The organism is Candidatus Poriferisodalis sp., assembly GCF_965203655.1.
Lineage (GTDB): Bacteria > Actinomycetota > Acidimicrobiia > Acidimicrobiales > Poriferisodalaceae > Poriferisodalis.
Window position 1 is genome coordinate 49650 of sequence record NZ_CBDBDD010000003.1, and the last position, 21195, is coordinate 70844.

At 66.1% G+C, this 21195-nt stretch carries 18 protein-coding genes; 5 read left to right on the top strand and 13 right to left on the bottom strand.

The genetic code is table 11. The annotated features are described in order from the left end of the window. Window positions 1-51 precede the first annotated feature (51 nt). The 3 genes from ACOGW9_RS01635 to ACOGW9_RS01645 all read left to right on the top strand — a co-directional run bounded on the left by ACOGW9_RS01635 (window position 52) and on the right by ACOGW9_RS01645 (window position 5096). Window positions 52-1818 (top strand): uracil-xanthine permease family protein, encoded by a 1767-nt coding sequence (locus tag ACOGW9_RS01635; RefSeq protein WP_419854888.1) that lies wholly within the window; start codon window positions 52-54, stop codon window positions 1816-1818. A 31-nt stretch (window positions 1819-1849) separates the two neighbouring features. After that, the gene (locus ACOGW9_RS01640; RefSeq protein WP_419907746.1) at window positions 1850-3631 is read left to right on the top strand and encodes a UGSC family (seleno)protein; all 1782 of its coding nucleotides are present in this window, start codon (window positions 1850-1852) and stop codon (window positions 3629-3631) included. A gap of 172 nt (window positions 3632-3803) precedes the next feature. After that, window positions 3804-5096, top strand: a complete 1293-nt coding sequence (locus ACOGW9_RS01645; protein ID WP_419907748.1) for an ATP-binding protein — start codon at window positions 3804-3806, stop codon at window positions 5094-5096. 150 nt (window positions 5097-5246) lie between these two features. On the opposite strand, the gene ACOGW9_RS01650 is transcribed toward ACOGW9_RS01645, so the two are convergent. The 9 genes from ACOGW9_RS01650 to ACOGW9_RS01690 all read right to left on the bottom strand — a co-directional run bounded on the left by ACOGW9_RS01650 (window position 5247) and on the right by ACOGW9_RS01690 (window position 13639). Next, window positions 5247-5507 (bottom strand): hypothetical protein, encoded by a 261-nt coding sequence (locus tag ACOGW9_RS01650; protein WP_419907750.1) that lies wholly within the window; start codon window positions 5505-5507, stop codon window positions 5247-5249. A 16-nt stretch (window positions 5508-5523) separates the two neighbouring features. Continuing rightward, entirely contained in the window at window positions 5524-5796 is a 273-nt protein-coding gene (locus ACOGW9_RS01655; protein ID WP_419907752.1) for a hypothetical protein, read from the bottom strand. Between the two features lie 94 nt (window positions 5797-5890). After that, window positions 5891-6277, bottom strand: a complete 387-nt coding sequence (locus tag ACOGW9_RS01660; protein WP_419907754.1) for a hypothetical protein — start codon at window positions 6275-6277, stop codon at window positions 5891-5893. Window positions 6278-6310: 33 nt separating this feature from the next. Beyond that, window positions 6311-6628: an AAA family ATPase gene (locus tag ACOGW9_RS01665; protein WP_419907756.1), complete on the bottom strand. Its 318-nt coding sequence runs from the start codon at window positions 6626-6628 to the stop codon at window positions 6311-6313. A 12-nt stretch (window positions 6629-6640) separates the two neighbouring features. Beyond that, the gene (locus ACOGW9_RS01670; protein ID WP_419907758.1) at window positions 6641-7399 is read right to left on the bottom strand and encodes an ArsA-related P-loop ATPase; all 759 of its coding nucleotides are present in this window, start codon (window positions 7397-7399) and stop codon (window positions 6641-6643) included. 185 nt (window positions 7400-7584) lie between these two features. Continuing rightward, a complete protein-coding gene (locus ACOGW9_RS01675; RefSeq protein WP_419907760.1) occupies window positions 7585-7830 on the bottom strand; it encodes a hypothetical protein in 246 nt (81 codons plus the stop codon). After that, a complete protein-coding gene (locus ACOGW9_RS01680; RefSeq protein ID WP_419907762.1) occupies window positions 7830-10646 on the bottom strand; it encodes an oligopeptide/dipeptide ABC transporter ATP-binding protein in 2817 nt (938 codons plus the stop codon). The genes ACOGW9_RS01675 and ACOGW9_RS01680 overlap by 1 nt, the downstream gene beginning before the upstream one ends. Further along, entirely contained in the window at window positions 10643-11659 is a 1017-nt protein-coding gene (locus ACOGW9_RS01685; RefSeq protein ID WP_419907764.1) for an ABC transporter permease, read from the bottom strand. The genes ACOGW9_RS01680 and ACOGW9_RS01685 overlap by 4 nt, the downstream gene beginning before the upstream one ends. Before the next feature lie 15 nt (window positions 11660-11674). Next, on the bottom strand, window positions 11675-13639 hold the full coding sequence (locus ACOGW9_RS01690) for an ABC transporter substrate-binding protein (protein ID WP_419907766.1): 1965 nt from the start codon (window positions 13637-13639) through the stop codon (window positions 11675-11677). Window positions 13640-13722: 83 nt separating this feature from the next. Here ACOGW9_RS01690 and hypF point away from each other — a divergent pair, with 83 nt between their 5' ends. Next, window positions 13723-15984 (top strand): carbamoyltransferase HypF, encoded by a 2262-nt coding sequence (hypF, locus tag ACOGW9_RS01695; RefSeq protein WP_419907768.1) that lies wholly within the window; start codon window positions 13723-13725, stop codon window positions 15982-15984. Between the two features lie 34 nt (window positions 15985-16018). Next, window positions 16019-16783, top strand: a complete 765-nt coding sequence (locus ACOGW9_RS01700) for an AAA family ATPase (protein WP_419907770.1) — start codon at window positions 16019-16021, stop codon at window positions 16781-16783. A 68-nt stretch (window positions 16784-16851) separates the two neighbouring features. On the opposite strand, the gene ACOGW9_RS01705 is transcribed toward ACOGW9_RS01700, so the two are convergent. From ACOGW9_RS01705 to ACOGW9_RS01720, 4 genes are all read right to left on the bottom strand, one after another. Continuing rightward, on the bottom strand, window positions 16852-17913 hold the full coding sequence (locus ACOGW9_RS01705) for a DMT family transporter (RefSeq protein ID WP_419907772.1): 1062 nt from the start codon (window positions 17911-17913) through the stop codon (window positions 16852-16854). A gap of 73 nt (window positions 17914-17986) precedes the next feature. Continuing rightward, complete coding sequence (gene hypE / locus ACOGW9_RS01710) at window positions 17987-19078, bottom strand: hydrogenase expression/formation protein HypE (protein ID WP_419907774.1); 1092 nt, start codon at window positions 19076-19078, stop codon at window positions 17987-17989. After that, window positions 19078-20205, bottom strand: coding sequence for a hydrogenase formation protein HypD (gene hypD / locus ACOGW9_RS01715; RefSeq protein ID WP_419907776.1), 1128 nt, complete (start codon window positions 20203-20205; stop codon window positions 19078-19080). Before hypD ends, hypE begins: the two co-directional genes overlap by 1 nt. Continuing rightward, window positions 20202-21053 (bottom strand): D-sedoheptulose-7-phosphate isomerase, encoded by an 852-nt coding sequence (locus ACOGW9_RS01720; protein WP_419907778.1) that lies wholly within the window; start codon window positions 21051-21053, stop codon window positions 20202-20204. Before ACOGW9_RS01720 ends, hypD begins: the two co-directional genes overlap by 4 nt. Window positions 21054-21195 lie beyond the last annotated feature (142 nt).

Here is a 21195-nt window from a genome sequence, read left to right on the forward strand (position 1 = left end):
CGGCCCGGTGCGGTGCTTGCGCCAACCGTTGTGGGCCGCGAGGATCGCCGGATGCCTGAACAAGCACCGACCGCCTCCCGGCACATTCGTTTCGAGGCCGACGACAAGCCTCCGCTGCCGCTCACTGCCGGACTGGGCCTGCAGTTTGCGATTCTGGCCATCGCCGGCGTGGTGCTCACGCCCGCGATCGTCGTCCGAGCCGCCGGCGGAACTGACGCCTACCTGACGTGGGCCGTGTTCGCCGCCGCAGCGATCAGCGGCATCAGCACGATCCTGCAGGCTGTCCGGTTCGGCCGCATCGGTGCCGGGTACGTGCTGTTGATGGGCACGTCCGGCGCATTCATCGCCGTCTGCGTCACTGCCCTCACCGACGGCGGGCCGGGCCTGCTCGCCAGCCTGGTCGTGGCATCCTCGCTGTTCCAGTACCTGCTCGCGGCGAAGCTGTCGCTCTTCCGGCGGCTGCTGACGCCCACCGTGGCGGGCACGGTGGTCATGCTCATCGCCGTGACGGTGATGCCGCTCATCTTCGACATGGTGACGGCGTCGCCCGAAGGCAGTGCTGCGGCGAGCGCCCCGTTGAGTGCGCTCGCGGCCATGGGCGTCATCGTCGTCATCGCGCTGAAGGCCAAGGGCAGCCTGAGGCTCTGGGCACCGGTCATCGGCATCGTGGCCGGATCGATCGTGGCGGCGCTGTTCGGGTTGTATGACTTCGACAGGGTTGCTGACGCCGGTTGGATTGGTCTGCCCGACAGCGGCTGGCCCGGCTTCGACTTCTCGTTCGGCGCTGAATTCTGGGGCTTGCTGCCCGCGTTCATCTTCGTCACGCTCATCGGCGCCGTCGAGACCATCGGCGATTCGGTCGCCATCCAGCGTGTGTCGTGGCGCCGGCCCCGGGCCGTCGACTACCGGGCCGTGCAGGGCGCCGTGGCCGCTGACGGCACCGGCAACCTGCTGTCGGGATTGGCGGGCACGGTGCCGAACACGACCTATTCCACCAGCATCTCCATCACCGAGCTGACTGGCGTGGCTGCGCGCCGGGTAGGCGTGGCCATCGGCATCTCGTTCATCGTGATGGCATTCGTGCCCAAGCTGCTCGCATTGGTCCTCGCGATCCCCGATGCCGTCGTCGCGGCCTACGCGACTGTCTTGCTGGCGCTGCTGTTCGTGGTGGGCATGAAGATCGTGATCGCCGACGCCACCGACTACCGCCGGGGGCTGATTGCAGGCTTCTCGTTCTGGATCGGCGTGGGCTTCCAGAACAACCAGATCTTCCCCGAGTACCTGACGGGCTTTGCTGGCGGCTTCCTCGAGAACGGCATGACCGCCGGTGGGCTCACCGCCATCGTGCTGACGCTGTTCGATGAGGTCACCCGGGCCCGTCCCCAGCGGTTGCGCTGCGAGCTGGCGGCATCGGCGTTGCCGCAGGTTCGGGTGTTCGTGGGCCGCTTCGCCGACCGCAACGGCTGGAGCCGAGCGATGTCGGACCGTCTCGACGCGGTGGCCGAGGAAGCGCTGTTGACGCTGATCGACGCCGAACGGCCCGCCGACGCCGACGAGGGTCGCAGCTTGCGGTTGACAGCAGGCAAGCAGGACGGCGGTGCCGTGCTCGAGTTCGTGGCCACCGCGAGCGGGGAGAACATCGAGGACCGGCTCGCTGTGCTGGATGCGCACAGCGTGGAGCGGCCCGTCGAGCGCGATCTCTCGCTTCGCATGCTGCAGCATCACGCCGCCTCGGTGAATCATCAGCAATATCACGAGGTGGATATCGTGACCGTCCACGTTGACGTGCCCGATCCCAGGCTGCTCACCGAGGCGTGAGCGCCGGGTCCACGGTCGAGGGGGTACTCCAATGACCGAACCGTCCTACGACGTCGTGTGGCCTGGAGCGCCCTCAGGCATCGAGCACCGGGATTTGGCGCCGAGACTCGACACGCTTGAAGGCAAGCGGATCGGGTTCTTGTGGGACTACCTGTTCCGGGGCGACGAGCTGTTCCCGGTGCTCGAACGCGAGCTCGCTGCTCGCTACGACGGCGTGACGTTCGTGGGCTACGAGACATTCGGCAACACCCACGGCGGCGACGAAGCCGCCGTCATCGACCGCCTGCCCGACTCTCTGCGTTCACGAGCTGTCGACGCCGTCGTGTCGGGCATGGGCTGCTGAGGCAGCTGCACGCCCGCCGTGGCGCGGGCAGCAGTCACAGCCGAAGCCGCCGGTGTGCCGTCGGTCTCGATCGTGTGCGAGAGCTTCGACGGCCAGGCCGTCGCGACCGCAAAGGGGCACGGATTCGAGCAGCTCCCGCTGGCGATCACCGTGGGCCACGTGGATGCCCAGTCCGCTTCGGATATGGAGAGCAACTTCGTCAATCACACCGTGGACGCCATCGTCGAAGGGCTGACCGGAACATCTGCCGCACGCAACGGCACGAACGGCCGCGTCGCCCGCAGCGATCCGGCCGAGGGCAACGAGTGCTCGCTCGGCCCCTCCGCGCTCGACTCAGCATCGCTCGACCCAGCCCCCTACGACACCGTCGCCAGCGGTTCGGTCGACGAGATCAACGACGCCTTCGCCGAGCGGGGATGGTCCGACGGGCTGCCGATCGTTCCGCCGACAAGGGACCGGGTCGAGCGCTTCCTGGCCGGCACGGGCTTGGACTCTCAGCAGTCGCTGGGCATCGCCCGGACGACCGGCCGCGACATGACCGTGTGGTCGGTGGCCACCAACGCCGTCATGGCGGGCTGCGAGCCGCGTCACCTCGGCGTGCTGCTCGCCGCAGCGCGCATCCTGGCCGACCCGCACTACGGCGCTGAGCACTCGGGCAACACCACCGGCGCCGACGCGCTGATGATCCTCGACGGCCCGAGCGCTGCCGGCCTCGGCTTCAACTCCGGCGTCGGAGCGTTGCGCGACGGCGTGCGCGCCAACACCAGCGTCGGCCGCTGGCTGCGGCTCTACCAGCGCAACGTGTTCGGTTTCACTGCAGCCGAGCACGACAAGTCCACCTTCGGGAACTCGTTCCGTGTGGTGCTGTGCGAAGACGCGGCCACCCTCGCCGACATCGGCTGGGACCCCGTCAGCGCCGAGTTCGGCTTCGGCCCCGACGACGATGTGCTCACCATGGCCCGCTTCAACAGCGGTGCCATTGTTGGCAGCGCGTTCGGCTCGACCCCCGACGAGATCGTGCCGTACCTTGCCGACGGCCTGGCACGGATCACCGGCTGGGATCTCGGGCACCTGTACGGGCTCGGGCGGATGCACTACCGGCCGCTGCTGGTGCTGTCGCCGATCCTGGCGCGCACTTGCGCATCAGCCGGCTGGACCAAAGCGAACCTGGCCGAGGCGCTCTTCGAGCACGCTCGCATCCCTGCGTGGCGCTTCGAGAAGCTGATCGGCGAGTGGACCAACCTGGCGGCAGGCCGGCCCCGGCTCACCGATGTCGTCGCCGCCGGCGATCTGCCGTCGCAGTTCGCCGAATCAGACGATCCCGACCGCCTGGTGCCGATCGTCTCGGAGCCGGCGAAGTTCGTGATCGCGGTCGCAGGCGACGCCAACCGCACCAACGCCTACGCATTCAGCCACGACGGCCCCCACGGCGACTACGCCGCCGCCCCCGTCGAGCAGCTCACGTCTTGAATGGAGTGATTCAGCCGACAGCTGCATCACGACCTGCCTGCCTCGCAAGGCCGCGAACGGTGTCGCAAATCGACATCACATGTTGTTGCAAACCGACATTGTGAGGTGTTGCAAACCGACATCACAGGCTGTTGCAAACCGACATTCCAGACTCGGCAGCTACGCTCGCGGCATGGACGGCTACTTGGAGCGGCTCGCTGACCCGCTGATCGCGGAATTGCTCGAGACGCTGCCGGCTGTGTCGCTGGTCGGCCCGCGGGCGGCGGGCAAAACAACAACCGCCGTCCGGCACGCCAGCACAGTCATCCATCTCGACCGTCCAGCCGAGGCCGAGGTAGTAGCAGCGGATCCCGATGCAGCGCTCAAGGGGCTCGCGGAACCCATCCTGCTGGACGAATGGCAGGAGGTGCCCGAAGTTCTCGGGGCGGTGAAGCGCGCGTGTGACCGTGATCGCCGTCCAGGACGCTTCATCCTGACCGGATCGGTGCGAGCCGAAACCGATCATCGGACATGGCCGGGCACCGGCAGGGTGACTCGCGTAGAGATGTTCCCGCTGACCGTCGGCGAACTGTCAGCCTCGACAGCACCCATGCTCGTCGACCGCGTCGTCGAGGGCGGCCCGGCGCTGGCAGCGGTTACCCGCTGGGCAATCGATGGGGTCGGCAGTTCACCCGCTGAGGGCACCGCTGCCGACCTCCGGGACTACGTGCGGATGGCCATACGAGGCGGGTTCCCGCAAGCGGCGCTCGGCACTCCCGAACGTGCCCGCCGCCGATGGCTGGATACCTACGCCGCGGAGATCGTCGGCCGCGACGCCGCGCTCGCAGGCAACGGTGTCGACCGCAGCCGGCTGGGACGCTACTTCGCGGCATACGCCCATCAATGCGCTCGCATCGTGGACGACTCGCTTCTCTCTACGACCGCAGGCATCGACCGCCGCAGCGCGCATGCGTATCTCGACCTGCTCGAGCGCATCTATGTGGTCAGCGAACTGCCGGCGTGGTCATCGAATCGCACGAAACGGCTCGTCAAGCGCCCGAAGCGGTTCCTCGTGGATCCTTCGCTGTTCGCCGCGGCGACTGGCACCACCGAGGCGGGGGTGATGCGCGATGCCGACCTGTTGGGCCGCCTTCTCGAGACGTTCGTCGTCGCTCAGCTTCGAGCGCAGGCCACTGTCAGCGAGCATCGCTGCACGCTGCATCACCTGCGGCAGCACAACGGTCGACACGAAGTCGATGTCGTGATCGAACTCGACTCCGGGTACATCATCGGCATCGAAATCAAGTCCACCGCCGCCCCTTCCCGCCATGACGCCCGACACCTCAGCTGGCTGCGCGACGAGGAAGACGATCGATTCCTCGCAGGCCTTGTTCTTCATACCGGCCCAGGCATCATGCCGTTCGGGGACCGCCTGTGGGCAGCACCGATCAGCACGCTCTGGTCTTCGCACTCTCCCAGCCGATAGCGCAACAGCGAGACCGTCGGGCCGGACGCGCGAGGCTCAGCAGCTGGGGTTGGGGCTGAGGTCGCAGCCGGCTGGGTCTGTCCAGAACACCATCGAGGTGCCCATCGCCGCGTAGACCGCGATCATGCGCGCGTCGGGCGTACCCCAACCTCAGCTTGCCTGCGAGGTCTCTGTGAGACTGGCGGCCACGCCGTCGAGCACGTCAGCCACGGCCTCGAGATCGGTCTTGATCGGAGTCAACAGTTCGCCGAGCGGAGCTGTCTGATCGGCAATTGCGCGCACTCCCCCGGTGAGCTTGCCCAGCGAGTCGTTGACCGAGCGAAGCACCATCACCACGCGAGTGAGATAAAAGGCCAACGCTGCCGCGACGACCAGCGCAATCACGATGGTGACGATGGCTGCAGCGGGCATCAGAGGGCACCGGTGTTCATAGCAGCGGCCCCGCTGCGTTGACGTATCGAACCGCAAGACCCTTGGCGGCTGCGACGAGATCGCGTGTCTCCGCGACTGCGGGCAACGGCTCAAGGTTCTTGCTCAGACCCAAGCCGTGTTCGAGAATGTCCGCTGTGTAGCGCTTGATTTCCAGCGCTGGTCTGATGACCCGATTGGCGAGCAGCAGCACAACCGGCACGACTGCCAGCAGCAGCACAGCGTTGCCGATCCACCACAGCCACATGGCCGACTCCTCGTCAAAGGTCACGGACAGCTAGCACGAGCATAGTGCACCTAAGTGCATTCTGCAGTTAGCTGGGCTGTGCGCTCGCAGAGATGCGCCCAGTAGCGGGCAGCGTTCGTCAGCGAGGCTTCAGGCCCAGTAGATCTACCAAGTTCTCCAGAGCCGTCACGGCAGGCGAAGACGGTTCGTGGTCGACCGGCGAGAGTCCCAGCCGGTCTGCGCGATCGATGGCCGGATCCTCGGGAATCATCGCCACGACTCGGCCGCCGAACGCCTCGGAGATGCGGGCCTGGTCGTGCTCGTCGCCGACTTTGTTGGCGACCACCACGATCCGTCCCTGTCTCTGTTCTTCGGCAACGGCGACAGCCCGGCGGGCGACATCGATGGAGCGAAGCGTCGGCTCGACCACCACAACGGTCGCGTCAACGGCTTCAGGTTCGAGGCGAGTCAGCGTGCCGATACCGGCTTCGAGGTCGGCGACGATCGTCGTGGACTCGTCGTTCACTGAGCCGAGCAACTGCTCGGCGGACAGACCGCATCAGGGACAGCCGGGCTCGGGATTCTGGATGCGGGTGATCACGGCGAGGCGAACGCCGTCCGGCGCGTCCGCGCCGTAGCGGTCCAAGATTTCTCCCCAGGTCGGTGCATGCGCTGATTCGCCTTCGCCGACTTGCTCCCGGAGCGTGACAAGGCGTTCGGTCTCGGCATCCCCGACTCCGAGCGACAACCCGAGATTGGGGTTGGTGTCGCAGTCGAGGGCGACTACGCGGGCACCTTGGCGTCCCAAGGAACGTGCCAGCACAGCACTGGACGTGGTCTTGCCAGCGCCCCCTTTGCCGACCACTGCGATCTTCATGGTGTCGCCTCCTCAGTTGCGAGCGTAAAGACATTCGACCTGGCTCACCAAGTCGTTCACTGTGGCGCACAAAGGACCATCGGGCACTGTGTCCAGTGGTGCAGCACCTCGGCGATCAGCACGTGCAACTTCCCGATCCTCGGGGATCACGGCGGCGGCCGACAGCTCCAGCCGCTCCGAGATGCGCTTTGCGTCTGAGTCATCACCGGCCTTGTTGACAACCAGCAGAATGTTCGCCGGTGCCCACGTGGCATCCGACAGCGCCAACAGCCGTTTTGCGGTGTGCAGAGACTTCACCGTCGGCTCGACTACCAGGCACACGGTGTCCGCGTACTTTGCCCATCCAGCCATCGCCTGACGGGTGCCGCCGGGGAGGTCCCCGACGAGATGCCACTGATGCTGGTCGAGATGTTCCACCACTTGACTCCAAGCATGCTGGGCCTGTTGCAGCCTGACGGCGTGGCCCCACAGGTTCCCGAATTGCAGGTAGAGCACTCCGTCGGGCCCGCGGACTGCATACCGGTCGACAAACGTCGGTGCGTCGAGGTCGGGACGCAGCACCCAACGAGGGCGGCCCGCCGGGCCGGGCACCACCACGTCATCGGGTATGGGATGGTCGTCCACCGCGACCCCCAACGAATAGGGCAAGCCGGGCATGGGATCGGAGTCGAGCGCCAGCACGGCTCGGTCGCGTCGTGCCAAGAGGCGGGCAAAGGTACCTGCAATCGTCGACTTGCCGGCTCCGCCCTTGCCGACGAATGCAATCCTCATCAGCGGCATTGGTGTTCTGGCGGATATCGGCATGAATCAAGCGGTGCTGACGGTCATCCGCCGACGAAGATCAGCTCCGCTTTTCCGTCTGCCACTTCGGTGAGGACCTCGCTGAGGTACTTGAATGTGCCGCCGACACAGGCCGCGTCTGCCTTTGACACCGCACGGGCGTCGCTGGAATACGGTCAGAACGAGACGGCGAAGGACGCATCCGCTCCTGCGGTCACACGTTGGCGCACGTCATGCCCCAACTCGGTGTCGGGCATGACGTCCGGATCGGCGACGGCCACGGCTTCGCCAGCGAGACGAACCTCTGCTTCGAGTCCAGCCGAGCCGGCCACGTTCGCAAAGTGGTACGCACGGAACAGCGCGTCGGTTTGTGTCCGGGGGTCTGCCGTGGTGAAGAAGATGAGTTTTCGCCGCTGTTGCATCATCCGCTCCTCTCGCTGGGCGCACTGTCTAGCACTGGGGCGTTGAGGGGTGAGTGGTGCAACCTCGCCGCGTCGATCAAGGCACGCGTCTCACGATGCGTCGGTGCCGCAATGAGTTGTTCCGCAGGCCCGTCCTCGACGACTCGACCGTCAGCGATTACCACCATCCGGTCAGCAACCAGCCGCGCAAGCGAGATGTCATGAGTGATGAAGATCAGCGTGGCCCCCAGCGCTGCACGCACGGCCAGCAAGTGCGCAGCCACCGTCGCCCGCAGCGATGCATCGAGCATCGAAGCCGGCTCGTCGGCAACGATCAATTCCGGCTCCGCAACCAGGGTCCGCGCTAGCGCGACTCGCTGGCGCTGGCCACCGCTGAGCGTGGCGGCATGGCGGCCCAAGTAGCTCTCGGCCGGGACCAACCCCAGCTGCCGCAGGGCATCGGACACCCGCTCGGAGTGTTCGTCACGGCGAACGCCATTGATCCGCAAGGGCTCGCCCGCAAGTGCAGCTACTCGCATGCCCGGATGCAACGACTCATACGGATCCTGAAACACCATCTGGATGCGTCGTCTGAGCTGGCGGAGCTGTCGCTGCGACAGGGCGCCCGTCGCCTGGCCGAGCAGTTCCACAGACCCAGCGGCGGGCGTCATGAGGCCGACTGCCAGCCTCGCCAAGGTCGACTTGCCGGCGGCGCTCCTGCCGATGATCGCGACTGACTCGCCAGCCTCGACGCTCAGCGTCACTCCCTTGAGCGCAGCGATATCAGGGTCCTCGCGGCGACGGCCCCGGTACCTCACCCACGCGTCGTCGATGCATACGGCCGGCGCTGTTTGAGAGAGCGCGCGACGGCTGGACCAGGTTGTCGGCCTCTGGACTGGCCCAGGTCCCGCGGCCGGCAATGTCATGATCGGAGCGCGGTGGCATGCAACCATGACATTGCCGACAGCCCGACTCTGCGGCGTCACGCTTTCGCAGTCGTCCTGGCTGTGTGGGCAACGCGGAGCGAATACACAGCCGGCTGATCTTTGCGCAGGATCCTCGGCCGCGACCGGCAACGGCGTGAGATCCGGCGCTGTCGCGTGCAGCGACGGGAACGCCTCCACCAGCATCGCCGTATAGGGATGCAGCGGTTTGGCGACCACCTCGCGGGAGGGTCCGGACTCCACAACCCGCCCGCCGTACAGAACAGCGACATCGTCCGACCGCGACGCAGCCAGTGGCAGGTCGTGAGAGATCAGCCACAAGTCGAAATCGAACTGGTGACGCAGTTCGTCGAGGAGGTCAAGGATCGCATGCTGATTGATCACGTCGAGACCAGTTGTCGGTTCATCGGCGATCAGCAGCTTGGGCCGGTTGGCCACGGCCATCGCGATCACCACCCGCTGACGCTGCCCGCCGCTCAGCTCATGAGGGAATGCTCGGTGGCGATTACGCGCGAGGCCGACCTGATCCAAGAGGTCGTGTGCCCGCTCGGTCGCTGAGACAGCGCCGGGGCGCAGGGATGCAGACTCGGCGACCTGATCGAGCACAGTCATGGTGGGATCGAGCACGCTCATCGCTGCCTGCGGCACGATTGCGATGTCGCGACCGCGGATCTTCTGGAGTCCCTGCCGTCCGAGGCGGCGCAGATCGACGCTGTCGAGCATCACTGCGTCGGCGTGGACTGACCCCGGGTGAGGCACGAGGCCTGGCACGACAAGTCCCAGTGTTGACTTGCCCGACCCAGACTCGCCGACTAGGCCCAGGATGCGGCCCCGGTCGACCTGCACGCAGGCTTGATGCACTGCGGTTGCACCGTCGTAGTCGACAGTCACCGAGCGCAGGTCAAGACGCACGCCAGCCGGGCATGGGTCGGGGACCGTCTCGGACAGGTGCCGTCGGGTCGGCGGTCTCCAGCCGTGACTGTTCAGCTGGGGATCGGCGACTTCTTCGAATGCGTATCCCACGAAGGCAAATCCGACGATGAGGATGGTGAACGCGACCCCGGGCGGCACGATCCACCACAGCCATGCGTCAGTCAGAATGGCGCTTCCATTGTTGGCGAAGTACAGCGTTGAGCCCCAGCTGATGCGACCGGGGTCGCCAAGCCCGAGGAAGGCGACACCCGACTGCACGATCACCGCTACAGCTGCCGCTCGCACGAACTGCGACACCAGCAGCGGTACCAAGCGCCAGAGAATATGGATCACCATGATCCGTATGGAGCCAGCCCCCATGGCATGGGCTGCTTCGGTGTGGCCGAATTCCCTGATCTTCAGCACTTGACCGCGTAGCAGCCGCGCTGGGCGTGCCCACAGCACTCCGGCTATCAGAACGATCAGCACGTCGAGCCCGCGGCCGAAGTACGCCGCCAGCACCAATACCAGTACCAAGAACGGGAGTGACAGCGTCAGATCAACCAAGCGCATGATGGCAGCGTCGATCCAGCCTCGGTGCCATCCCGCGATCAAAGCCGCAGCAGTCCCCAGCGTCGTCGCGGCCACCGCAGCGATGAGGCCCACCGCCAGTGAGACCCTCGCACCGAAGATGAGCTGTGACCACAGATCGCGCCCGAGATCATCGGTGCCCAGCAGATGCTCAGCGGAGGGCGCCTCGAACGGCGCCCCGCTGGAACGGTTGGGGGGGTGCACCGTCAGCGCTTCGGCGAAAACGGCCGCGCCGACAACGAGCGTCAGCATCATGGCGCCGGCAATGAACAGCACTCGGGTGCTCCGCCGGATCTGCGCGCGGTCCCAGCTCAATCGCCGCCGGGCGGAATCGGGGCTCTGGGGCTGCTGGAGCGGCGATGCCGAGATCGGAACGTCGGCGACCGTCATTTCGTACCTGCCCGTCGCACCCGGGGATCAAAGAGGGGATACATCAAGTCCGCCAAGAGATTCGCCGCGACAGCGATCAGCGACAGCAAGAGAAAGACCGCCTGCAGCACCGGGTAGTCACGAGCCCGAACGGCCCCGAATGCGAGCGAGCCCAACCCCGGGTAGGAGAACACGCTCTCGACAACGGTCGCTGCTCCGACCAGGGTGGAAAAGCCGAGCAGGGCCACCGTGGAAACCGGAACCATGGCGTTGCGCTGGGCGTGACGACGCACGCCTCGATCGGTGAGCCCCTTGGCGCGGGCCATGAACACGTAGTCCTCGCTCAGCTCAGACACCATGGCTGAGCGGGCGACCACAAAGACCGATCCGAGGCCGACCAATGTGAGCGTGATTGCAGGCATCACGAGCCGTCTCGCCGCGTCGGCAATCCAAGCCCAGCCAGACAGCGCCTCGGGCGAGATCGCCCCATAGACCGGCAGCCATTCCAGCTGGACAGAGAAAACGAGCAACAGCAGCAGGCCGACGAAGAACGCGGGGAGCGCGTCCAATGCAAGAACGGTCGTGAGCAGCGAGATGTCCCTGCGTGAGCCGCGACGCCAGCCCGCGGCGAACCCCAGCGCCACACCGACAATCGTGGACACGGCTACCGCGGTTCCCACGAGCAACAACGACCACAGGAGTCGCTCGCCGACAACCTCCGTCACGGCCCGCCCATCACGCACGGAGATGCCAAGATCGCCTTGGATCAGGTTGCCCATGTAGCTGACGAACTGCTGCCACGCTGAACCGTTCAGATCGAACCGTTCGAGCATCGATTCGCGTACGGCCTCGTCGATCGTTCCCTGCTCGGGCGGAACGAGGTAGTCGATAGGACCTCCCGGCGCGAGCCGCGGCAGTGCGAAATTGACGATGAGTGCGGCGAATATGACGGCCAGGTACTGCGATGCAAGCCTGATGCCGCGTGACGAGCCGAGACCAGACCGGCGAGAGCCGAGCGGCCCGGTCTCGGTCACTTCGTCAGCCCGGTGTCAGTCCTCGACCGTGCCTGCTCGCCTGCGGCGCTGCGCGAAGACGAACGCTGCCACGATGACCACGGCCAGCACGATGACCACAATTGCGATGGTGCCGCCGGCGCCGCCGCCGTCGTCGGTCTGAACTGCGTCATCGACATCCGCATCGTCAGCTGCAGATCCGTCAGGAGTCGTCGCAGCGGTTTCATCATCGGAACCCTCGGGCGCGTCTTCAGCAGCGTCGGCGTCCTCATCGGATGGCGCGCCGTCGTCGGCCGCAGGCTCGGCAGCATCGGACTGCCCGTCCGCGGTCTCCGGAGCGTTGCCCGCGCCGGACTCGTCGTCCGTTTCGGTCGACTCCGAACCGGTGGCAGCGGGTACGAGGAACGAGCGCTTGGTGAACACGCCATGTCCCGGGTCGCTGACCCAGCCGTCGTAGGCGCTGGGTCGGTAGCCCCATCGACCATCGGGGTAGAACAGCACCACAGCGGGTGCCTCGGCAGCGAAGATCTCCTGAGCCTGAGCCGTCAGCGCCAGCTTCTCGGTGATCGGCTCATCCAGCGCGCTCTCGAGAATGGCGTCGAACTCCGGATTGGCGTAGCCGCTGAAGATGGCACCGACACCTCGCCCAGGGGAGTGGAAGAAGAAGAACAGGTGATCCGGATCGGCATGGGCATGGGACTCGAACACGGCAATGAACATGTCCACAGTCGGCGGGCCATCCGGGCTGGGACGCCGAGCTGCAGCGATTGCAGGCGGATCAAGCGGTTCGACGGTGATGTCCACACCGATCGCAGACAGTTGCTCTGCAACGAGCTCTCCCGAGCGGATCTGGGGCGGGGCTGATGCGTTGACGAGCAGCGTGAATGCCAGCTCGGCACCGTCGGCATTGCGACGAACTCCATCGTCGCCGGCCGTGTACCCGGCTGTATCAAGCATGCTCCGGGCGGCATCAACATTGAACTCGTGCCCGCCCTCGGGATGAGCCCAGGCGGAATCGGGATGGGTCCATGTGTCGTTGCCGGGTCGTCCCAGCCCGCCCTCGACGATGTCGACGATCGCCTGCACGTCGAGAGCCATGCTCATGGCCTTGCGCACCACGGGGCTTCGCAGATGGGGCTTGCGGGTGTTGAACATGAGGTACACGGATTGCATCCGGCTGCCGGTGATGACGGACAGCTCGGGGTTTTCCTCCACTCGAGAGACGAGCGGTGCCGGAAGATTGCGGGTGACGAAGTCGAGTTCACCCGTCTGGAGCCCGGCGAACGCCGCTTGCGCGTCGGCGACCACCGGCATGATCAGCGTGTCGACGGTCGGCGCACCCTTGAAGTAGTCGGTGTTGGCTTCGAGACGGTAGGAGACACCGGGGTTGTACTCGACCATGCGGAACGGGCCGGTTCCCACCGGCAGCGAGGTGGCATCGGCGCGGGGGTTCTCGACGCCCTCCCAGATGTGCTTGGGGAGGATCGGCAGGTCACCTCCGGGAAGCAGCTCGAACGTCGGAACCGGTTCCTCGAAGGTGATCTCGACGGTCGAGTCATCCAGGACGACCGCCGATTCGAACACTGGATGGTCGTACACATGGTGTCCATAGCGCCCAGGCCCGCGGTCATCAGCGAAGTACTCGAAGGTGAATGCGACATCGGCGGCGGTGAACTGGACGCCGTCGTGCCAAAGAACGTCGTCGCGCAGCGTCACGGTCCATGTGCGGTAGTCCTCGGAAGGTTCAGCGGCAGTGGCCAGCCATGGCTCGGGATCGAGACGGCTCTGCGACCAGAACAGAGAGTCGTAGACCAGCATCGTGAAGTCATGGGTCAGCGGCAAGGCCTGGGGGACAATGAACGGGTTGAGGTTCTTCTCTGCAGCGTGCAGGCCGACGCGAACCACGACGTCGTCGTCATTCTGTGCGGCGGACGGCGGCGCCAGCGAAAGGCTGAATACCAGCGTGATGAGAACGAGAGAAATGGCTCGACGTTGGAACACGGCGGCGAACCGTAGGTCAGCAGCGCCAATGCCGCCAAGAACCCTATATGCCATCTACATCTAGTCGCGGTACGTTCGGCTCGATGCAGCGGCGACGATTGCGCATCACCGGAACCGTTCAGGGCGTGGGCTTTCGGCCGTATGTGCATCGGCTTGCCCGCGACTTGTCGCTCACCGGGATAGTCGGCAATGACAGCGCCGGTGTCTGGTGCGAGATCCAGGGCTCTCGCGACAATCTCGATGAATTCGAGGTGCGGGTGGCTGCCGATGCTCCCCCGCTTGCCGCGGTCGACTCGGTTCGTTCCGAGGACATGCAACCGGTGGCAGGTGAGCGGGCGTTCTCCGTGGCGGCAAGCACTGATGACGGTTCGTCCGTCAGAGTGTCGACCGTCCCGCCGGATGTTGCGACCTGTTCGGACTGCCTCGCCGAGGTCGCCGATCCCGCCGGTCGCCGATACCGGTACGCGTTCACCTGCTGCACTGACTGCGGTCCGCGCTACACCGTGATCGAGGAGCTGCCCTACGACCGCGCCCGTACGTCGATGTCGCCGTTCCCGCTGTGTAAGGCCTGCGAGACCGAGTACGCCGACCCCGGCGACCGCCGCCATCACGCCCAGGCTGTCTGCTGTCCCGATTGCGGCCCCACAATGTCGCTGACGGCCGAGGCCGGCGTCGAGGCCGGCGATCCCATCGCCAAGGCCGCTGCGCTGCTGCGCACCGGAGCAATCGTGGCGATCAAGGGAGCGGGGGGTTACCAGCTCGCCTGCCGAGCCGATGACGATGAGGCCGTGAGGCGTCTACGGCGTCGCAAGCACCGTGACGAGAAGCCATTTGCTGTGCTTGCGCGTTCGCTCGAAGCGGCCGAGCCTCTGGCCGTGCTCGACGACGTGTCGATTGCAGCGCTCATGGGCCCCGAGGCGCCCATCGTTCTCGCACCACGCCGCCATGACGCGCCGCTGGCGATGTCGGTCGCGCCCAGCAACCGTCTGGTGGGGGTCATGCTGCCCGCCACTCCCCTGCATGCGCTCCTGTCAGAGGCTGTCGGGATACCTCTCGTGTGCACCAGCGGGAACCGCACAGACGAGCCCATCGTCATTGACGACGCCCGCGTGCCCGACGAGCTCGGCGGAATCGCTGACGCTGTGCTGAGTCACAACCGAACCATCGAGCGCCGCGCGGATGATTCGGTCGCTCAGGTTGCGGCGGGGCGAATCCAGCTGCTCAGGCGGGCACGCGGGTACGCCCCACGACCGGTGCGATTGGGATCGAGCGGACCACCGGTGCTGGCCGTGGGGGCGGAACTCAAGAGCACGGTGTGCCTTGCGATCGGAGCGGAAGCTTGCCTGTCGGTGCATCTCGGCGACTTGGAGAACGAAGCCGCGCTCGCGGGTTTCGAACTCGCAATAGCCGACCTGCTGGCCCTGAGCCGGACATCACCAGAACTGGTGGTGCACGATCTTCACCCCGAGTATCTCTCCACGAAGTTCGCGGCCTCGTCGAGGCTCGGGCCCATGCTCGGTGTCCAGCACCACCACGCCCACCTCGCGGCGTGTCTCGCCGATGCCGGGCGGTCGGGGCCTGCCATTGGCGCCATTTTCGACGGGCTTGGATGGGGAAACGACGGCACCCTGTGGGGAGGCGAGATCCTCGTGGGCGATGCCAGCGGCTGCGAGCGGGTCGCGCATCTTCGTCCCGTTGCCATGCCCGGCGGAACTGCTGCGATCCGGGAGCCTTGGCGAATGGCGCTGGCGTATCTCACGGCTGCGTATGGGCATGATGTGCCACCGCTCGCTGCGCTGCGAGGCCACCTTGAGCAGGCACCGCAGGTTCTGGAGCAATGCCGGCCGGGTCGCTCCATCACCACGACATCGATGGGTCGACTGTTTGATGCCGTCGCAGTCGCATGCGGGATCGGAACGAAGGTCACCTACGAGGGTCAGGCGGCCATCGGTCTTGAACAACTGGCAAAGCAGCCAGAGAGGCGCTACCGCGTTGAGCTCAGCGAAGATGCCCCGGCTCACATCGAGACTGCATCCGTAGTGGAAGCGATCGTGGCGGACCTGATGGCAGGGCTGGATCCTGCGCGCGTCGCAGGCGCGTTCCATCGGTGGGTGGCCGACGTGGTGCTCGCCTCAAGCGAGCGCTCACGGGCACAGACCGGGATTGCGGTCGTAGCGCTCTCTGGTGGGGTCTTCCAGAATCGACTGCTCACAGAGCTGACCGTTCCGACGCTCACTGAGGCCGGCTTCGAAGTGCTGTTGCATCGGCAAGTTCCGCCCAACGATGGAGGCATCTCATTGGGCCAAGCCGCTATCGGTCGGGCCGCGCTCACCCTCCGGGACTAGCGTTGCGACGTATGGACCTCCATGGTGCGCGGCCGTGAAGATCGGCGTGGTCGGCAAGGGCGGAGTCGGCAAGACGACACTCAGCGCGCTGTTGGCCCGTTCGCTGCAAGAACGCGGTCGCCGGGTTCTCGCCGTCGACACGGACTCGAATCCCAATCTTGGGCTCTCGCTCGGACTGGACTCCGCACAGACCGAGGCCCTGCCGACGGTGCCCAGGTCGATCGTTGTCGGCAGCCGGGGCGACCTCACCGTCGCCGAATTGATGGCGGACTACGCCGCGCCGACGCCCACAGGTGTGACGGTGATGTCGGCCCTGCGCGTGAACGAGGCCGCCGCAGGCTGCACTTGCGGCGGTCACGCCACAGTGCGAAGCCTGCTCGGCGAGGCGCTCGAGAGCGAGACGGACGACACCATCGTCGACATGGAGGCAGGGATCGAGCACCTGAGCCGTTCGGGAGGGACGCTTGCCCATGCGGATGTGCTCGTGCTGGTGATGGAGGCGAGCCTGAAGGCCGTGATCACCGCTCGCAGGACGATCCTCCTGGCCCAAGAGCTGGGCATCGACAGGTGGATCGGTGTGGGCAACAAGATCAGCGACGAGCAGCGGGATCTCCTCGCCGAATTGTGCGATGGACACGACGTGCCGCTCGATGTGGTGGTTCCCGCCAGCGACGCGATCGTGGCTGCCGACCGGATCGGCCGCCCGCTGTATCGCGCCGATGCCGGCGATGTGTGGCAAGCCGTGGAGTCGTTGACCAGCCGGCTCGTGCACGCTGGTCAGCAGCCAGCACTTCAGTAGAGGCCATCTGCCTGCTTCGCCGCTGGGTCTGCACGCTCGGCATTCGTGCGGGCCTGCGATACAGCTTCTCAGGCCGCTCGGCCTCGCCGCCAGCGCCTCCGGCGGTGCCGGTGCCGGTGGTGGAGATCGGGCACATGGGGGTGGTGGTGCTCCGTGGGCATGTGCTGATGGACATGGGTGTGCCGACCGATGACTTCCTCATCGTGATGATGGTCGTGGTGCCCATCGTCGTGGCTGTGCTCGTGCTCATGCTCCATGGCCTCATGGGCATGCGCATGGTCGTGGGCTGACTCCAGCGACACGCCGACTCCTGCTGCCGCGATCGCCACTGCGAGCAGCTGCGCGACGGTCACGCTCTCGCCGAGCACCGACCATGCGATGACAGCGCCGATGAACGGCGCTGCAGCGAAGATCAGCTGTCCTCGCGCTGCGCCGAGATCCCTAGCGCCCTTGACCCACAGCACTATCGATGCCCCGTACCCGGCCGCACCAATGGCCAAGGCGGCCAAGATCTGACTGGCGCTGACGTCGGTGGCACCACCGGCGAACGCGAAGCCCAGCCCCAGATTGGCGAATCCGGCCACGAATCCTTTCAGCAGCACTACTTGCTCGGGGCTGAGCTGATCGATCTTGGCGGTCACGCCGTTGTCGAGCCCCCAAGCGAGGCATGCGCCTGCGATCAGCAGCGCACCGATGCTCAGTTCCGCGCCGGGCTCCCACGTCAGGAGTGCCCCAGCGACCGTGACCAGGGCGGCGCCAGCTAATACTCGACGACCGATGTGCTCACGAAAGACAATGGCCGCAAGCAGGACGGTCGCCGCCAGCTCAAGGTTGAGCAGGATCGAGGCAGTGGCAGCAGCCGCACGAGCCAGACCGGCCACCAGCAGAGCTGGACCCACCGCACCGCCCGCAACGACAGCCACGAGTGCCGGACGCCAGTCGCGTTGCAAGGCCACCGCTGTCGGCGGCGTGCGCACCACCGATGGGACCACTGCCAGACCCGCACCGATGTAGAGCAATCCGGCCAGCACCAGCGCAGGCACTTCGCCAGCCAGCTTGGACGCCGCCGGTGCCGACGCCCCGAACAGCACGGCAGCCAGCAGGCACCGCACGATCCCGACGTGGCTCATAGGCCTTCACCGGCGATGATCACAGCCGGACTCTTTCGCTGCCATGCGCCGCGACTGGCTCGCTGAAGCGCCATCAGCAAATGCGAGGGAGCGGATCACCGACCAGCATGTCGACGATTCTGGTGCCGCCGAAATCGGTTCGGGCAACAACAAGACCGGGGTGATCGTCCGTGATGGTGCCGATGACGCAGGCGTCTGCGCCCTGCTCGCAACCTTGCATTGCTCGAACCGCCGCATCAGCGTCTTCGGCGGGGACCACGGCGATCAGCTTCCCTTCGTTGGCGATGTACAGCGGGTCCAGGCCGAGCAACTCGCAGGCACCAGCCACGGGTCCTCGGACCGGAACTGACTGCTCGTCTATCTCCACTCCGAATCCCGAACCCGCCGCCAGCTCATTGCACGCCGACGCCACCCCGCCACGGGTTGGGTCCCGCATCCACCTGGTGTCAGGGACGGCCTCCAGCAGAGCCCCAACGAGCCCATGCAGGGGCGCCGTGTCGGATCGAACGTCCGCCATCAGCTCCAGCTCGCCGCGCGCGACCATGACTGACACGCCATGGTCGCCGATCGTGCCCGAGAGCACCACTGCATCGGCGGGTTGCACACGGTCGATGCCGAGACGGGTTCCCGGCAGAACCCGCCCCACTCCAGATGTCGTCACATAGCAACCGTCGGCGGCCCCCCGCTCGACCACCTTGGTGTCGCCGGTGACGACGGGCACGCCGGCGCGAGCAGCTGCTTGAGCCAGATCGTCAATGATGCTCCGGAGCTCATCTACGTCCAGGCCTTCCTCCAACACCAGCGACACCGTGAGCGCCACCGGCTCGGCGCCCATAGCGGCGAGATCGTTGATCGTGCCGTTGACCGCCAGGTCTCCGATCGAGCCTCCAGCAAAACGCCGAGGCGTCACGACGAAGGCGTCTGTGGTGATGGCCATGCGGCTGCCGTCACCGACGTCGAGCACGGCGCCGTCCTCGAGCTGGTCCAGCACCGGGTTGGAGAAAGCCGGCCGAATGACTGCCTCGAGCAGCGATTGGCTCGCCCTGCCGCCCGCTCCGTGCGCCATGGTGATGGTGTCATCCGCAAGCCGGGGAGCGCGGCGTCTCCACGACTCCACCCGGGCTAGGACGGCCTCGCGAGCGTCGAGGTCGTCATCGCGAGGCATCAGGTAGCACGAACCGGAATACGTGGCCTAGTTGAGTATCGACCGAAGTTGTAGTAGGCGGCGCAAGCGCCTTCCGAGGACACCATGCACGTCCCGATCGGCGTTTCGGGTGTGCAGGCCGTGCCGAAGACCTTGCACTCCCACGGCCGCAGCGCACCCTTGAGGACCTCGCCGCATTGACACGCCTTGGGGTCAGCGACACGCACGCCGGGCACGTCGTAGAGCAACTCGGCATCCCAACCGGTGAATTCCGGCGAGATCGCCAAGGCGCTCTGAGCGATGAAGCCGAGACCTCGCCACTCGAAGTGGGGTCGCAGCACGAACACCTCGCGCAGCAGCGCCAGCGCCGTCGGGTTCCCGCCATCCGACACGACACGCCGGTACTGGTTTTCGACTGTGCAACGACCGTCGGCGAGCTGCCGAAGCAGCATCAACACCCCCTGAAGAATGTCGACCGGTTCGAATCCCGCCGTGACCAGCGGTCGTGAGTACTGCTCCGGCACGAATCGGTACGGACGGGTCCCTATGACAGTTGAAACATGCCCGGGGCCCAGAAAGCCGTCGAGATCGAGCCCGGGCGAGTCCAAGATGGCCTTGAGCGGCGGCACGATGGTGACGTGATTGCAGAACACGCTGAAGTTCTTGACGTTGCGCTCGCGGGCTTGCAGCAGGGTTACGGCAGTCGACGGCGCTGTCGTCTCGAAGCCGACGGCAAGAAACACCACGTTGCGTCCAGGCGATCGTTCGGCCAGTGCCAGCGCATCCAGCGGCGAGTAGACGACGCGCACGTCGGCGCCGCGTGCCTTGGCTTCGAGCAACGTCGATGAGCTGCCGGGAACGCGCATCATGTCGCCGAAGCAGCACATCGTCACGCCGTCGGACTGTGCCACCGAGATGGCGTCATCCACCCGGCCCATCGGAATGACGCACACCGGGCAGCCCGGTCCGTGGATCAGCTCGATGCTCGACGGCAGCAGGTCCTCGATGCCGTGCCGGTAGATGGCGTGAGTGTGGCCGCCGCAGACCTCCATGAACTTCCTGGTGGGCTGACCGTCCGCCGCCGTGGCGATGTCAACCAGCAGACGCTGGGCCGCCTGCGGGTCACGGAATTCGTCGACGAACTTCACCGGGGTCGCTCCGGGGCCGCCGCACCAGCCTCGCAATAGCTGTCCACCAGCTCGCAAAGCGCGGTCAAGAGCGCAGCTTGAGCTTCTTGGATCCGGTGCACCGATGACGACTGTACGGCGAGGCAGTGGTGCACGCTTTCGTGGCCTTCAAATGACCTGCCCCCGTAGCCGCTGATCCCAATCGTGGTCAAGCCGATCTTCGATGCTTGGTCGAAAGCAGCAAGGAGGTTGCGGGACGCGCCGCTCGTGCTACAGCCCACCAGCACGTCGCCAGCGCACGCAAAAGCGTCGATCTGCCGCGCAAAGATGTGCTCAGCACCCAGGTCGTTCGCCAACGCCGAGGTGACCGCGTAGTCCGCGCAGAGCGACGCGGCGGGCAGCCCGCGAGCGCACAGCATGCGCGTGAGACGGGCCGCATCGGTGGCGCTGCCCCCATTTCCCATCGAGAGCACACGCCCGCCAGTCGAGACGGCCTGCCCGATGGCCGCGGCGGCAGTCGCCAGCGTCTCAGTGTTCGATGTCATGGACTCTCTCGCCAGCCGCTCAGACTGCTCCTTCTTGGCGTCGGCCGACGACTGCAGTGCCGCTCGCAGCGATGCCTCGTCGCTCTCAGAAGCGTCGAGAAACGGGTACAGGAACCCAGTGGAGTCCCCTCCAGCGGCACGCTCGGCGCCGACGAGACCGGGGTGCTCAAGCGCCACTTGCACCAGTTCCCACAACAGGTGGTAACTGAGAACTATGGCCCAGTCGGGCTGATCCTCACCGATCACGAGGTCGGCATGGCCGGTGTTCTCCCCGATGATCAGCATCGCTTCTGCAGTGGCGCCACGATCGTCCCCGGTGACCACAGCTGCCAATGGACGGGTCCCAGTCACGACCGGGTGGACAAACTCAACCGCTACGTGATGGGCATGATCCGGTGCGCGCGGTGCGCACACCGCGAGTCGGCGGCCCAAGACGAATGCCCGCGCCAACCACAGTGCGGCGTCC

Excerpts from the sequence above, each read along its gene's own strand:
- ACOGW9_RS01645 (WP_419907748.1), top strand. The coding sequence starts at position 3,804 with ATGGACGGCTACTTGGAGCGGCTCGCTGACCCGCTGATCGCGGAATTG.
- hypE (WP_419907774.1), bottom strand. The coding sequence starts at position 19,078 with ATGCCTCGCGATGACGACCTCGACGCTCGCGAGGCCGTCCTAGCCCGG.
- ACOGW9_RS01680 (WP_419907762.1), bottom strand. The coding sequence starts at position 10,646 with ATGACGGTCGCCGACGTTCCGATCTCGGCATCGCCGCTCCAGCAGCCC.
- ACOGW9_RS01705 (WP_419907772.1), bottom strand. The coding sequence starts at position 17,913 with ATGAGCCACGTCGGGATCGTGCGGTGCCTGCTGGCTGCCGTGCTGTTC.
- ACOGW9_RS01665 (WP_419907756.1), bottom strand. The coding sequence starts at position 6,628 with ATGAAGATCGCAGTGGTCGGCAAAGGGGGCGCTGGCAAGACCACGTCC.
- ACOGW9_RS01650 (WP_419907750.1), bottom strand. The coding sequence starts at position 5,507 with ATGCCCGCTGCAGCCATCGTCACCATCGTGATTGCGCTGGTCGTCGCG.
- hypF (WP_419907768.1), top strand. The coding sequence starts at position 13,723 with ATGCAGCGGCGACGATTGCGCATCACCGGAACCGTTCAGGGCGTGGGC.
- ACOGW9_RS01635 (WP_419854888.1), top strand. The coding sequence starts at position 52 with ATGCCTGAACAAGCACCGACCGCCTCCCGGCACATTCGTTTCGAGGCC.
- ACOGW9_RS01675 (WP_419907760.1), bottom strand. The coding sequence starts at position 7,830 with ATGCAACAGCGGCGAAAACTCATCTTCTTCACCACGGCAGACCCCCGG.
- ACOGW9_RS01670 (WP_419907758.1), bottom strand. The coding sequence starts at position 7,399 with ATGAGGATTGCATTCGTCGGCAAGGGCGGAGCCGGCAAGTCGACGATT.